Here is a 13,522-nt window from a genome sequence, read left to right as displayed (position 1 = left end):
GCGTTTACGAGCGCCCTTTTCCCGGGTATGTCGCTAGCGGTGAGCCCGCACTACCGCGCCGCCTATACCGGCGATCCACGCAACGTATCCTTGGCGCGCAACGCCATTGCAAGTTTTGCGAGCATGTGCGGCTTTTCCGAAAGCGACGTCGCCGATATTCGCCTCGCTGCCGGCGAAGCGTTGAGCAATGCGGTCGAACACGGCCGCAGCGCGCGTTCCAACGGATTCTCCGTAGTGTGCCGATTCGAAGACGGCGAGATCGCGATCGAAATTCGCGATAACGGTGATGGATTCAGTATCGAGGGGAGCCAGGCCGCACCGCTCGAAGAGCGCGCGCGCGGATTTGGGATGGGCCTCATGTGCAGTCTCATGGACGGCGTGAACTACGACCACAACGGAACGCGCGTGCGGCTCTACCGACGGCTCGAAGAGCCCCACGCGCCGGGCTGAGAATCGCTACGGCTTCGTGGCCGCGTCGGCGATCTTTTTTTGGAGCAGGTCGAGCGCCGCTCGGAGTTGGGCGTCGTCTTTGGCTTCGCCGAATCGCGCGCCGCGATTCTCTCCGATACTCACATCCGGCTTGATGCCGCGCAGGTTGATGTCTTTACCGTTGGGCGTGAGGTAATGCGCCGTGGTGATCTTGATGGCCGAACCATCCGGTAGCGGGGTCAGCGTCTGCATCACCCCTTTTCCGAACGTTTTCGTACCGACGAGCACGCCGATACCGTCGTCCTGCAGAGCGCCCGCGGTAATCTCGGATGCCGAGGCCGTATAGCCGTTGACCAAGACGCTCACCGGAACGTCGATGCGCGTGTCGTCTTGCGCGTCGATCGTTTGATTGGCGGCTCCGCGCTGCTCTACCGTAACCAGCGGCTTATTTGCGATCATCGTCGAGCTGATCTCGAGCGCCGAATCAACGTATCCGCCGCCGTCGTTGCGCAGATCCAGGACCAGCGCGCGCGCGCCGCCGGCTTTGAGACGCGAGAGCGCCGCATCGAATTCGCTCGGCGTAGCCCGGCCGAAAGCCAGGACGTACACGTAACCGATGTGTCCGGCCAGCATTTTGTAGATAACGGTCGGCGGCTGGATTTCACTACGCGTGATGGCGACGGTTTCGGTCGGCGTGCTGCCGCTGTGCGCGATGGCGATATGCACCACGGTGCCGGCCTTGCCGCGCAGCAATTTGCTGGCGTTCTCCTGTGTAAGCCCTTTGGTCGAGGCTCCGTCGATGGTAACGAAATTATCGCCGGGCAGGATGCCCGCTTTGTCGGCCGGCGTGCCGGGCACTACATACGAGGCGCGCACGAGTTTCGTGGCGGGGTCTTGCTCGATGAGCACCCCGATGCCCGAGATTTTTTGCGGATCCAGCGCTTCGTTAAAAGCCTTGAATTCCTGCGGATCGAGAAACGCCGTCCAGCGATCCTTGACCGATTTCGCCATGCCGTCGATCGCAGCGTAGGCGTACTCGGTCGGGGTACCGTGGGCGGCCTGCGCCACCGACACGATCGCTTGATCGAGTTGCGCCATGCTCGCTTCGCTATCGTCCTGCGCCTGTAGTGCCGGGATGTCGACGCGCGCGCCATGCTTGTGCGCGGCATCGATCAGCGCCGTGCGCGCCGCGTCGAGCAGCGATTGCCCGGCAACTTCCTTGTAATAGGTCGACGAAAGCAAACGGTAACTCTCGCGAACGTCCAAGGCGACGGGCCCGGGGAGCGGCGGCGCCGCGCTCGCCGTTAGGGGCAAGAGAAGGCCGGCAACCAACCCGAGGGCGGATGCTAGGCGAGCCGAACAAGAAAATAAACTCTGCATATACTACGCTATACTATCGCCCTTCCAGAGGTGGTTCGTCTATTCGATACCCATCAAATTTAGGTTATAATCACTCGGGGCTTGACGACCCCTCCCCAGGTGGGTAGGATGGACGCATGATCGAACCACGCAAAACCGACGTCCTGCGCCGCCTCCGGACCGCCCGCGGCCACTTGGAGGGAGTCATCCGCATGGTCGAAGAGGACAGCTACTGCGTGGATGTGATGAAGCAGATCGCCGGCGTCCGATCGGCGTTAGCCCGAGTGAGCCAAATCGAATTGCGTAACCACTTTGAAAACTGTTTTGCTCAAGCGATCCGGCAGGGTAACGAGGGACCGGCGATCGACGAATTACTCAGCGCGCTGGCCTTCGATAAATCGATCGTCTAGCTCCAAGCCTCCACTCTTAAGGATACCGATGAACACCGTTACGATTTCCGTGCAGGGCATGACCTGCGAAAATTGCGTGCGCCACGTCACCCAAGCGTTGCAAGAACTCCCCGGCGTGACCGGCGTCGAGGTCGCTCTAACGAGCGGCTCGGCGACTATTCAGAGCGACCATCCGCTCGAGCGCGCCGAACTCGCCCACGCGCTCGACGAGGCCGGTTACACCCTATCGTGACACAAACAGCCGAGCCGGCGGTCACCGAACTCTCGATCTCCGGAATGACGTGCGCTTCGTGCGTGGCGCACGTTACAAGGGCATTACGCAAAGTACCGGGCGTCAGCGACGCGACCGTAAACCTCGCAACCGAGCACGCAACCATCGCTCACGATCCGGCCACGGACACGGCCGCGCTCGTCGCGGCGGTCGAACGCTCGGGATATCATGCCGCGGAGGCCACCGACGACGACGCCGACGCGGAGCGAACGGAGCGCGAATTCGTCGTGCGCCGGCGTTTGCTCGTGCTGGCGATCGTATGCTCTGTTCCGACGCTGATCCTTGGAATGTTCGTCGGCGACGTGCCCTACAAGAACGAACTCTTGCTGGCACTGACGTTGCCGGTGTGGGCGATCGTTGGTTGGACGTTTCATCGCGGCGCTCTGAGTGCGTTACGCAGCGGAACGGCGACGATGGATACGCTCGTATCGCTCGGATCGACCGCGGCGCTCGCACTGAGCGTGTACGCAACCATCGCCGGCGCGATGACCTATTACGAAACCGCAAGCGCGATCGTGACGCTCGTCTTTGTGGGGAAATACCTGGAGGCCGCGGCGCGTTCGCGCAGCAACAAAGCCCTGCGTTCGCTCCTGAACTTGCGTCCCGAAGTCGCTCACCGGCGCGAGGCGGATGGCCGCGTCGAAGCCGTCCTGGCCGATTCCGTGCGCATCGGCGACACGCTCGTCGTCGCGCCCGGAGAACGCGTCCCGGTTGACGGAACGATCGAATCCGGCAGCAGTTCGCTCGACCGCGCGCTACTCACCGGCGAAGCGATGCCGATCGAGGTCGGCCCCGGCGATACCATCGAGCAAGGTACCGTCAACGGCGCAGGCGCCCTGGTAATGCGCGCCACGGTCGTCGGCGCCGGAACGACGCTCGCGCGCATCGTGCAAGCCGTCCGGCAAGCACAGGGCTCGACACCACCCGTGCAGCGCCTCGCCGATCGCATCGCCTCTATTTTCGTACCGATTATCCTGGCGTTGGCCGTCCTAACGTTCGCCGGCTGGATGCTCACGCATCACGCGTGGTCCACCGCGCTGGTGAGCGCCATCGCGGTGCTCGTCGTCGCATGCCCGTGCGCGCTGGGCCTCGCGACCCCGACCGCCATCATCGCCGGCATCGGCGCCGCGGCCCGACGCGGCATCCTCTTTAAGGACGCGGCAACGCTGGAACGCGCCTCCGCACTCGCGACGATGGTGTTCGACAAAACGGGCACGCTCACGCAAGGCACGCTGCGCGTGCTCGCCGTGCAAACGTACGGTGAAAACGCCGCGAACGCAGTCTTGCAACTCGCTGCCGCACTCGAATCGTTGAGCACGCACCCGATCGCCCGCGCGATCGTGGCGGAAGCCGGCGCGCGCACGCTGCCGCCTTTGCACGCCGAAGACGTCCGCGTAGAATCGGGGCGCGGCATCGCCGGCGCGGTCGACCGCACGCGCGTGCTCGCGGGTAACGCCGCGTTCCTGGCGGCCAACGGCATCGAGACGCCGGCGACCCGATCGGCAAACACGAATATCTACGTCGCTCGCGACGGCACGATGCTCGGCAGTATCGAACTCGGTGACAGCATTCGCCCGAGCGCCCGTGCAACCGTCGCCGCACTCTCGTCGCTCGGGATAGCATCCCTGATGGTAAGCGGCGATACCGAGAGCGTGGTTGCGTCCGTCGCACAGAGCGCCGGCATCGAACGCTGGTATTCGGGCGTGCTTCCGGTAGAAAAGGCATCGATCGTTCGCGACATCGAGGAGAAAGGCGGCGCGGCGGGCTTCGTCGGCGACGGCATGAACGATGCGCCCGCGCTCGCGCGAGCCTCGGTTGGATTTGCAATGGGCGCAGGCACCGCGATCGCGCTCGAATCCGCGCATGCGGCCATTCTTTCGAACGACCCCTACGCGCTCGTGAGCGCGATCGAGATCGCGCGCGGTACGCAACGCGCCATCGCTCAAAATCTCTTTTGGGCCTTTGCTTACAACGTCGTACTGATTCCGCTCGCGGCGTTCGGTATCGTCAACCCGATCTTTGCCGCCGGAGCGATGGGTCTATCCAGCCTGTTCGTCGTCGGCAATGCACTCGCGCTCTCGCGCCGCTATTCGCGGAAGACGCAAGCGATCCCAAAAGCTTAGCAAGAGCATCCCGGCAGCCACCAGCAGCATGCCGCTCCCTTCGAGTAACGAGGGCCGCTCGCCGAGCAGCGCCCACGACCACGCGACGGCTAACAGCGGGCTGGCCAACGTTCCCATGCTCGCTTCGCGAGCGGGAAGGACGCGCAAGATGAAGATCCACAGCACGTATGCGATTGCGGTCGCAAAGACGATGTTGTAGGCGAGAATCGCGATGTAGGCCGGCGACCAGACCGTCGCGCGCGACGGGACCGCGGCGGCAACGATCGCAAGGACGATTCCGCCGAAGATCAACTGCCACATCGTCATGTTATAGAGATCGAGGTTGGCGCCGCGCTGCAGGCGTTTGGCGATAATCACGCCGATCGCCCAAGAGACTCCGGCCAGGACCGCGATCACGTCGGCGACCCAAGCACCGTGCAAGGGTCCGATCATCAGTGCGACCCCGGCCACCGCAATCGCCACCGCTATGCCCGGGACCAGGCGCAAGCGATCGCCCAGCAACGGCCATGCCAACAGCGCGACCCAAAACGGCATCGTGTACGAAAGCATGGCGATCTTACCGGCGCCGGCGGTGACGATGGCCCAGGTGACCAAACCCAAGAATCCCGCAATCTGAAACACGCCGAGCAGCAAGTATCCGATCGGGCGTTCGGGCCACAGCGGTTTGCGCAACAGCGCCGCGAGCACGAGTAAGAGGAAACCACCGCCCAGCGAACGCTCCGCCGCAAAGACGAACGGCGACGCATAGAGCACGGCGGTCTTCATCAATACCCAATTGCAGCCCCACACGAGGGCAATCATCGCGAGCGCGATCAGCGCGAGAGCGCGCGGCTTCACGATGTCGCCGATGCGCGGCGCAGGCGGTCCATGATCGCGGCACCCAGACCGGCGTTCGGGAGCGGCTGCGCATCGATACGTTCCAAGCCGGCCTCGTCGAGTTCGTGCAGATAGCCAAAGAGGTGCGCGGCGGCCTCGCGCAAATCGCCGCCGGGCGAAAGGACGCGCTCCAGCGCGTACCCGCCCGCCGGAGTAGTAAACGCCAGCGCCCCGGCGCGAACGCGCTCGGAGGGCGCGACGCTAGCGAGATCGACGATACGGATCGGCGTGCGCGGTGCGTAATGGTGCGGCAGGACGCCCGGCGCGAGCGGAGCCGACTCGGCCGAGAGTTCGCGAGCGAGCGGCCCGGTAAGCGTTTCGATCTCTTCGGCCGGGATCGCACCATGTCGTAACAGCGTGGGCGACGGTTCGAGCATGACGATCGTCGACTCGACGCCGCGATCGGTCGCCCCGCCATCGATCATCGCATCGACCGCGTCGCCGAGCATCCGTTCGACGTGTTCGGCACGCGTCGGGCTCAGATAGCCGAACGGATTCGCGCTGGGGGCCGCGATCGGCCGCCCGGCGAGCCGAACGAGTTCGCGCGCGATCGGATGCGCGGGCATCCGCACCGCAACCGTCGGTAAGCCGGCCGTCACGATGTCGGGAATGCTCGCCTGTTTGCGCAGGACCAGCGTCAGCGGCCCCGGCCAGAATCGGGCGATCAGCCGGCGGGCAAGCGGTGAAATATCGCGCGCTACCTCGGCAAGCATCGCTTCGTCGGCAACGTGCACGATCAGCGGGTCGAACCTGGGCCGCCGCTTGATCTCAAAGATGCGCGCAACCGCGACCGGGTCGAACGCATCCGCGCCCAAGCCGTATACCGTCTCGGTTGGAAACGCGACGACGCCGCCGCTACGAAGGAGTGCGGCGGCGCGTTCGAGATGCTCCGGCGTGGACGTCAACCTCTCCATGCCCCACCGATTCGCGCCGGGGCCGGTTGGGTCCGGCGCGACGGACGCAGGCTATTGAATGATGAAGACCGGGACTTGGCCCTTGATGACCGAGACTTTGAGCGTCTGGTTCGGGTGAACCGGCGCGAAGTTGACGCTGCCTTTTGCAGTGAGCGTCGTCTCGACGCCGTTCTGCATCACGACCGTGACGTGCTGAGCGTCGGGCACCTTCTCAACTTTAACGACGTACGTTCCATCCGGAATCAACGAGGCATCGACTTGAGCGGCGAGGGTAGCTGCGGGCGCCAATACGGCACCGGCGAGCGAGAGTATTGCGAGTGTAGTACGCACCAATGTCCTCCAAATGACGACGCCAGCATGCTCCGAAAGCCGGGCGCTCCGCTACGACGGAAGGCATAATACGGATGGCCCTAAACGCAATCTTTACCGAAACCGCCTTGCAGGCGAGAACAACGCGATATCCGCATCGGTCCCGCCGTCCAAGGCCAGGCCGGCCAGTATCTCGCCCAGAGCGGAGGCGAACTTAAAGCCGTGTCCGGAGAAGCCGCACGCCGCGATCGCCCGCGCGTCGCGCGGGTGCGGACCGATGACGAAGTGCTCGTCGGGCGTCATCGTATACATGCAGGCCTTGCCGAACCGATAGGCGCCGATCTCCCCCGGTACGAGTGCCTCGAGCGCTTCACGCACCGGGTCGACATCGGTTGCATGAATCTCGCGATCCAAGGCATCGGCGGCCGACGTTTCATCCGAGCCGTGAAAGGCCGCTTTGATTCCCTCGCCGCTATCCGGAAATCCGTAGAGCGGATGCGCCCATTCGGGGCGATCGACGAAAAACGCCGGCATCGTGCCGGCCCGCGTGCGCGTGCTGCGCGGCGCAAACCAGTGCTGCACGTTGCGCCGAACGCTCAGCGGCACGCTCCACACACCGGCAATCGCATCGGTCCAGGGCCCCGCGCACAGGATCAGCCGGTTCGCGCGAACGGCCGTGCCGTCGCCGAGTTCGATCGCGAGCGAGCGATCGTGCTCGCCCTCGCCCCATGCCGTAGCCCGCGTTTCGAAGCGTAATTCGGCTCCGGCCCCTTCCGCGACGATCAGCTGCGCTTCGATCGCGCGCTCGGGAAAAAGCATGCCGCCGTCGGGCTCGAAGAGCGCCGTCTCGTCGTCCCGCACGGCGAAAACCGGAAAACGCCGGCGCGCCTGCCGAGCATCGAGCGCTTCGAGAGCGAGGCCGTGCACGCGTGCGCTCTCACGCGCGCCGGAAAGCGCCGCACTGCGATCGTTTCCGATCATCAGCACGCCGGTCCGTTGCATAATCTGCAGACCGGTCCGCGCTTCGAGCGCCTCCCACGCGGCATATGCGCGCAAAACCAGCGGCACGTATGCCGGATGCTCGTAGTACGCCTTGCGAATCATCCGCGAGCGACCGCTCGAGGATCCGCGATCGTGGCCGCGTGCGTACTGCTCGAGGCCTAACACGCGGCAACCGCGTTGGGCGAGCGCGGCAACCGCCGCGCTGCCCATCGCGCCTAAGCCGATGACGACCGCGTCGTAGCGGCTATTCGCCGGCTTCGGTCTCGACGTGTTTCGCGGCGCCGACGATCATGAATCGCGGTGCGCGCATCTGGTGCTCCGCATCGCCATGCGCATCCGCATTGGCGACGAGCGCATCTTCATCTGCGCCCTCGATGACGGTCCCGCACAGGGGGCACTTCACTTCTAATGCCATATCGTTCCTTAGTGTGCGCCCGCCAGCATTTTTCCCTTTGCCGCCTCGAGTTGCTCCCCGAGCGCCTCGAGCTCCTCGTTGTCGAAAAGCTGCTTCGCCTGCTTGAAGAGCCGGGTCTCCTCTTCTTTAACGTGGTGTTTCACCAATTCCATCAGCACTTGAAGTTTCGCGTTGTAGGTGTCGTCGCCCGGGTCGAGCGCTTCGAGTTTCGCGAGCATCGCCTTCACGTTGGCATGCTCTTCGAACGCTTCGAACACCTCGTCGCTCGGCTCCGTATTGCGTTTGGTCCGCTCCTTGAAGGCCGGGTAGAAGATCGTTTCCTCGATGTGCGCGTGGAGCGTGAGTTCCCGATCGATGTCCTTGAATATGCGTCCGCGCGACACGTGCGCGGTATCGCTCAACGCTTGGACTTCTTTGAAAAGTTCTTCGACGGCGCGGTGGTCGGCTTTCAACAGCGCGATTGCATTCATGGCAGCATTCCTCATGGGCGAAACATTGAAGTGACACATCATGTACCCGCCCTGCCAGGCGTTAAACCCGCGCTCTAGGCAGCCTGAAATTCGGCGATGGCTGCCATGAACGCATCGCCGTAACGCTCGAGCTTCACTTCGCCCACGCCGCTTATGGCCAGAAACGACGACGCATCGCTTGGCTTTTGGGCGGCGAGCGAGCGCAGCGTCGCATCCGAAAAGACGACGTACGGCGGGATCTCGGCAGCATCCGCCAAGCGCTTGCGTAATTCGCGCAGTCGTTCGAAGAGCGCGTCGTCTCCCGCAACGAGCACGTGCTCCGAGGCCTTCTGTTTGCGCTTCTTTTTTACGAAGCGAGGAAGCGCGAAGCGAATGCTGCGCCCTTCGCGCAGTGCGGCCAGGCCGTCGCTTGTGAGGAACAGCGTACGGCGAGCATCCTCTTGCTCGATCCACCCCGCCCGCAGAAGCTCGGAGACCAACGCGAGCCACTGCTCCTTAGTGTACTCTTTCCCGATGCCGTAAGTGGAAAGCTGGTCGTGTCCCCACTCCGTAATGCGCTCGCTCGACGCGCCGCGCAGAACGTCGACTAGATGGTGCGCGCCGGTGGAGAAGCCGCTCTTAGCGCGGACGCGATAGAGACAGGAGAGCAATTTCTGCGCGGCCAGCGTGCCGTCCACGAGTTCGGGCGCCTGCAGGCAATTATCGCAATTGCCGCACGTAAGGTAGGGCGATTCCTCGCCGAAATACGAGAGCAGAAACGCCCTGCGGCACTCCGGCATCGCAGCGTAGTCCAGCATTTTACGCAGGAGACGCTCGGCTTGGGTGCGTTCGGCGACGTTCGGAATTTGCCGGATAAAATAGCGCTGCTTGGCGGCATCGGCACCGTTGAAAAACAACACGCAGTCGCTAGGCAGGCCATCGCGCCCCGCGCGCCCGGTCTCCTGGTAGTATCCTTCGAGATTCTTCGGCACGTCGTAGTGCACGACGTATCGTACGTTGGATTTATCGATGCCCATCCCGAAGGCGATCGTGGCGCAGACGACGCGAATCTCGTCGCGGATAAAGAGCTCCTGATTGCGCGTGCGCTGCAGCGGGGTAAGGCCCGCGTGGTAGGGCCGCGCCTCGATGCCCGCCTGCGAGAGTTTGACCGCAAGATCCGCCGCCATATTGCGGCTCGAAACGTAGACGATGCCGCTTTCGTGCGCTCGCGCCGACGCGAACGAAACGAGCTGCGTCACCGCATCGTGTTTTTCGAAAACGCTGTAGCGTAAATTTGGGCGGTTGAAGCTGCCCACGAAACGCGTCGGGCGGCGTAGCGCGAGGAATCGTTCGATATCTTCGCGGACGCGCTCCGTGGCCGTGGCCGTGAGTGCCAGCACAGGCACGTCGGCGAACGCTTCGCGCAGCGCCGTGAGGCGGCGATACTCCGGCCGAAAATCGTGGCCCCATTCGCTCACACAGTGCGCTTCGTCGACGGCGATATGTCGCAGATTCCAGCCGCGCATCCGCTCGAGAAAACCCGGCACCGCGATGCGTTCGGGCGCCACGTACAGCAGATGGTACTCACCGCGATCGAGCCCGGAGAGCCGCGCTGCGGCGGCATCGCCGTCGATCGAACTGTTGAGAAATGTCGCAGCGATGCCGTTGGCGGTCAGCGCGTCGACCTGATCCTTCATCAAGGCGATCAACGGCGAGACCACGAGCGTGAGACCCTGCGAGAGCATCGCCGGCAACTGGTAGCACAACGATTTTCCGCCACCGGTGGGAAGCAATGCGAGCGCATCCTCGCCGTCGAGCACCGCTTGCGCGATCTCTCGCTGCAGCGGGCGAAAGGAATCGAAGCCGAAGTATTGCTTCAGCGCGGTCTCGAGCGTCACGGGATCCTTATCACGACGAAGGGTGCGGAAGCCTAGGTTTCGCGCCACGAGCGCGGGCTCCGCTCGCTAGCGCGCGAGGTTGTGAATCGATCCGCCGTGGCGCAGGAGCGGCCCGCCGCCGCGCTCGCGCGCGACCGCGACGATTTCGGCGACGATCGAGACGGCGGTCTCAGCCATGGTGACGCCGCCGATGTCCAAGCCGGCCGGGCCGTGAATCCGAGCGAGTGCGGCCTCGCCGAAACCATCCGCGCGCAACGCCGCTCGTCGTCCTTCCTGGGCGCGATGGCTCCCCAGCAGGCCGATGTACGGCGCCTCGCTCGCGAGCCCGGCGCGCAACGCCGGCAAGTCGATTTTCGGATCGTGCGAGATGACGAGCAACGGCGTTGTCGCGCTCAGCATCGCCGCTAGCACGTCCTGCGGCCAATCGACGATGATTTCGTCGACGCCGGCAAGGCGCTCGGGCGTTGCGAAGGCGGGGCGCGGGTCGACGACCACCGTGCGATACTCCAAGCGCGCCGCGAACGACGCCACCTCTTTTGCGAGCGTCGTGCCGCCGACGACGATCAGCGTGCGACGCGCGGGAACGTGCATCACGAATTCCCGCATGCTTCCCTCGCGTTCGTACGCGATCGGAAACGTCACATCGGTACGGCCGGCTACGATGGCGCCGGCAACAACGTCGAAGCCCGCCGGCGGCCGCCACGTCACCACCTCTAAAAAGCCGCCGCATCCGGTGCCGCCGGTGAGAGGATCGTCGCTGCTCAGGTCGATCGAGAGTACGCGCGACTTCCCGTCGCGAGCCGTTTCCATTGCAGCTTCGACGATCTCGCCTTCGTAGCAACCCGCACCGATATCCCCGGCAACCGTGCAATCTGCGGTGGCCGCCATGGAGGCGCCGAGCGGTGCCGGAGCAGCATTGCGGACGTCCACGAGCGTTGCCAAAGCAAACGGCGTTCGCTCCCGGCTCCAGCGCGCGACCACCGCGAAGAAATCACGCATGCAAGCGCGTCCGCCATAGGCGCTCGGCCATGCGCTCCACATCGCGCGCGGTATGCAGTGCGTCGAGCACATCGATAAACGGCCCCGCCGAACGCATTCCGCCCGCGGTCGGAGCGAAGCCTTGCGAGCGCGCGTGCGGATTTAGCCAGACCACCGCCGCACAGCGCCGCCGGATCTCACGCATCGCGCGCTCGAGTTGCGCTCCCTCGCTCGCGTCCAGCCCATCGCTCGCCACGATCACGAGCGTCTGCTCGTCGAGCACGCGTACGCCGTGCTCGCGAACGAAGCTCGCCAAGCTCGCCCCGATCCGCGTGCCGCCACCCCACGATTCACCCAGGCTCGGCAGTTCGGTGCCCGGCCGCACGGATGCGAGGATACGCGTGACGTCGTGGAGATCGGTGCTGAACACGTAGGTACGCGCGCGCCGCGTCGCGCGTCCAAGCGCATAGGCGAATTGCAACAACACCGTCGCGTGTTCCGCCATCGAACGGCTGCCGTCGACGAGTAAGACGATGCGCGGAGCGCGGCGCGGCGGGCCAAGCCGATGGAGCGTGAGGGGATCGCCGCCGGTCTGCAAGCTCGCGCGGAGCGTGCGTCGCAGGTCGAAGCGCGGCCCGCGCGGTTGCGGCGCCCAACGACGCGACCGCCCCAAATGCACGCTGCGCACGAGTTTGCGCGTTGCCGACTCCATCTCTTCCAAGCCGCATGGGTCGATGGATGGCGGATCCGCAGTTGCTGCGATCGGGCTAAACCGCGCGCGCAACATCATCCATGCCGTAGCCGCATCGGGCGTTTCGTCGGCGACGCGTCGCTCGCGCGACGGGCCGTCGCTTGCGTCGCCGTCGGCTTCATCATCGTGCGGGTCGCCTTTGCGCTCGCGCGCCGGGAGGCCGGGAGACGGTTCGGGCTGCGCTCCGGGGCGCGAATGGCGCGGTGCGTATGCGGCCTGCGGTACGCCTTCATCGGGTGCGAGGAAGACGTGCCGATAGGCGTCTTCGAACACCGCAACCTGCTCGGGCGAACTGCACGCGACGGCACGCAGCGCCGCCCGCACGCGCGCGGGATTCGTGATGCCGAGCAGATCGAGCGCGCGCAGCGCATCGTGGACCTCGCGCTGGCCCGCGGAAAAACCGTGCGTCTCCCGCAGCACCGTAAAGAACTCCAGCACTCTGCGGGAGAGTTCGGCGGAGCGTTCAGCCACGGCGCGCCCGCACCGAGCCGATGCCGTAATCGGGCTCGGTTGCGGCAGTCTCCTGCACTCCCGCATCCGAGAGCAACGGCACGTAGCGCGTGCGCTGCTCCTGGAGCAGCTCCCAGTCTCGTTGCACCTTGAGGATACAGCCGTGTGTGAGTTCGATCGTCCGCTCGTCGAGCGCCGCTCGATGGAGCCGCACGAGCGCGAGCGCCCAATCCAAGCTCTCCGCGACACCCGGTACCTTTTCGAAGGGTTGCGCGCGCAAAAACTCCATGAAACGCGCGATCTGCTCGGCCAGTTTTTGATCGATATCCGGAAGCCTGGCGCGCAGGATCTCCACCTCGCGCTCGCGCGTCGGATACTCCAGCCAGTGGTAGAGACAACGGCGCCGCAACGCATCGGAGAGTTCTCGCGAGCGGTTCGAGGTAACGATCACGAACGGCCGCGACCGCGCGCGGACCGTCCCGAGTTCCGGTATCGAAATCTGAAACTCTCCGAGCAACTCCAACAAGAACGCTTCGAACGCTTCGTCGGCGCGATCGATCTCGTCGATCAATAATACGGGGGCTACGTCCTGCGTAATCGCTTCCAGCAGCGGCCGCTTGAGCAGAAACGCTTCGCTGAAGATCTCCGCTTCGCGCGCGAGCGTGTCGGCTGCATCGTGTTCGGTGAGCCGAATGCGCAGGAGTTGCTTCGGATAATTCCATTCGTAGAGCGCGCTCGCGGCATCCAACCCCTCGTAGCACTGCAAGCGGATGAGGCGCGTTCCCAGGACATCGGCGAGGACCTTCGCACTCTCGGTCTTTCCCACGCCTGCGGGGCCTTCGAGTAAGAGCGGTTTCTCGAGCGCGAGCATCAGTTCGAGCGACGTTG

Annotated in this window: 14 protein-coding genes and 1 pseudogene; 4 read left to right on the top strand and 11 right to left on the bottom strand. The window is 64.6% G+C overall.

The window, feature by feature from the left end; genetic code table 11:
• The first annotated feature begins 39 nt into the window (after positions 1–39).
• Positions 40–450 carry an ATP-binding protein gene (locus VMW12_07755; GenBank protein HUZ49615.1) on the top strand — a complete coding sequence of 137 codons (411 nt, stop codon included), beginning with the start codon at positions 40–42 and terminating at the stop codon, positions 448–450.
• A 6-nt stretch (positions 451–456) separates the two neighbouring features.
• Here the strand turns inward: VMW12_07755 and VMW12_07750 are convergent, their stop codons facing one another.
• Positions 457–1,809, bottom strand: coding sequence for a S41 family peptidase (locus tag VMW12_07750; protein HUZ49614.1), 1,353 nt, complete (start codon positions 1,807–1,809; stop codon positions 457–459).
• A gap of 116 nt (positions 1,810–1,925) precedes the next feature.
• Between VMW12_07750 and VMW12_07745 the strand changes: the two genes are divergently transcribed.
• The 3 genes from VMW12_07745 to VMW12_07735 are packed head-to-tail and all read left to right on the top strand — an operon-like array spanning position 1,926 to position 4,592.
• Positions 1,926–2,198 (top strand): metal-sensitive transcriptional regulator, encoded by a 273-nt coding sequence (locus VMW12_07745; GenBank protein ID HUZ49613.1) that lies wholly within the window; start codon positions 1,926–1,928, stop codon positions 2,196–2,198.
• 28 nt (positions 2,199–2,226) lie between these two features.
• Positions 2,227–2,430: a heavy metal-associated domain-containing protein gene (locus tag VMW12_07740; protein HUZ49612.1), complete on the top strand. Its 204-nt coding sequence runs from the start codon at positions 2,227–2,229 to the stop codon at positions 2,428–2,430.
• Complete coding sequence (locus VMW12_07735; protein HUZ49611.1) at positions 2,427–4,592, top strand: cation-translocating P-type ATPase; 2,166 nt, start codon at positions 2,427–2,429, stop codon at positions 4,590–4,592. Before VMW12_07740 ends, VMW12_07735 begins: the two co-directional genes overlap by 4 nt.
• Here VMW12_07735 and VMW12_07730 read toward each other — a convergent pair.
• From VMW12_07730 to VMW12_07685, 10 genes and pseudogenes are all read right to left on the bottom strand, one after another.
• A complete protein-coding gene (locus VMW12_07730; protein HUZ49610.1) occupies positions 4,509–5,429 on the bottom strand; it encodes a DMT family transporter in 921 nt (306 codons plus the stop codon). The two genes, VMW12_07735 and VMW12_07730, sit on opposite strands and share 84 nt — an antisense overlap.
• Positions 5,426–6,382, bottom strand: coding sequence for an L-threonylcarbamoyladenylate synthase (locus tag VMW12_07725; GenBank protein HUZ49609.1), 957 nt, complete (start codon positions 6,380–6,382; stop codon positions 5,426–5,428). The genes VMW12_07730 and VMW12_07725 overlap by 4 nt, the downstream gene beginning before the upstream one ends.
• Before the next feature lie 51 nt (positions 6,383–6,433).
• A complete protein-coding gene (locus VMW12_07720; protein HUZ49608.1) occupies positions 6,434–6,712 on the bottom strand; it encodes a hypothetical protein in 279 nt (92 codons plus the stop codon).
• Positions 6,713–6,805: 93 nt separating this feature from the next.
• Positions 6,806–7,927 (bottom strand): annotated as a pseudogene (gene solA / locus VMW12_07715) (N-methyl-L-tryptophan oxidase).
• A gap of 10 nt (positions 7,928–7,937) precedes the next feature.
• Positions 7,938–8,108, bottom strand: a complete 171-nt coding sequence (locus VMW12_07710) for a hypothetical protein (protein HUZ49607.1) — start codon at positions 8,106–8,108, stop codon at positions 7,938–7,940.
• Between the two features lie 8 nt (positions 8,109–8,116).
• Positions 8,117–8,578, bottom strand: coding sequence for a hemerythrin domain-containing protein (locus VMW12_07705; GenBank protein HUZ49606.1), 462 nt, complete (start codon positions 8,576–8,578; stop codon positions 8,117–8,119).
• 74 nt (positions 8,579–8,652) lie between these two features.
• Positions 8,653–10,455, bottom strand: a complete 1,803-nt coding sequence (recQ, locus tag VMW12_07700; protein ID HUZ49605.1) for a DNA helicase RecQ — start codon at positions 10,453–10,455, stop codon at positions 8,653–8,655.
• A gap of 66 nt (positions 10,456–10,521) precedes the next feature.
• Positions 10,522–11,454 carry an XdhC/CoxI family protein gene (locus tag VMW12_07695; protein HUZ49604.1) on the bottom strand — a complete coding sequence of 311 codons (933 nt, stop codon included), beginning with the start codon at positions 11,452–11,454 and terminating at the stop codon, positions 10,522–10,524.
• Positions 11,447–12,655, bottom strand: a complete 1,209-nt coding sequence (locus tag VMW12_07690; GenBank protein ID HUZ49603.1) for a VWA domain-containing protein — start codon at positions 12,653–12,655, stop codon at positions 11,447–11,449. Before VMW12_07690 ends, VMW12_07695 begins: the two co-directional genes overlap by 8 nt.
• Positions 12,648–13,505 carry a MoxR family ATPase gene (locus VMW12_07685; protein HUZ49602.1) on the bottom strand — a complete coding sequence of 286 codons (858 nt, stop codon included), beginning with the start codon at positions 13,503–13,505 and terminating at the stop codon, positions 12,648–12,650. Before VMW12_07685 ends, VMW12_07690 begins: the two co-directional genes overlap by 8 nt.
• Between the last annotated feature and the right edge of the window lie 17 nt (positions 13,506–13,522).

The organism is Candidatus Dormiibacterota bacterium (assembly GCA_035532835.1).
GTDB lineage: Bacteria > Vulcanimicrobiota > Vulcanimicrobiia > Vulcanimicrobiales > Vulcanimicrobiaceae > DAHUXY01.
The sequence above is the reverse complement of the archived record's forward strand: the minus strand, read 5'-3'. Positions and strand labels throughout refer to the sequence as shown.

Excerpts from the sequence above, each read along its gene's own strand:
- VMW12_07750 (HUZ49614.1), bottom strand. The coding sequence starts at position 1,809 with ATGCAGAGTTTATTTTCTTGTTCGGCTCGCCTAGCATCCGCCCTCGGG.
- VMW12_07745 (HUZ49613.1), top strand. The coding sequence starts at position 1,926 with ATGATCGAACCACGCAAAACCGACGTCCTGCGCCGCCTCCGGACCGCC.
- VMW12_07740 (HUZ49612.1), top strand. The coding sequence starts at position 2,227 with ATGAACACCGTTACGATTTCCGTGCAGGGCATGACCTGCGAAAATTGC.
- VMW12_07725 (HUZ49609.1), bottom strand. The coding sequence starts at position 6,382 with ATGGAGAGGTTGACGTCCACGCCGGAGCATCTCGAACGCGCCGCCGCA.
- VMW12_07710 (HUZ49607.1), bottom strand. The coding sequence starts at position 8,108 with ATGGCATTAGAAGTGAAGTGCCCCCTGTGCGGGACCGTCATCGAGGGC.
- VMW12_07705 (HUZ49606.1), bottom strand. The coding sequence starts at position 8,578 with ATGAATGCAATCGCGCTGTTGAAAGCCGACCACCGCGCCGTCGAAGAA.
- VMW12_07695 (HUZ49604.1), bottom strand. The coding sequence starts at position 11,454 with ATGCGTGATTTCTTCGCGGTGGTCGCGCGCTGGAGCCGGGAGCGAACG.
- VMW12_07685 (HUZ49602.1), bottom strand. The coding sequence starts at position 13,505 with ATGCTCGCGCTCGAGAAACCGCTCTTACTCGAAGGCCCCGCAGGCGTG.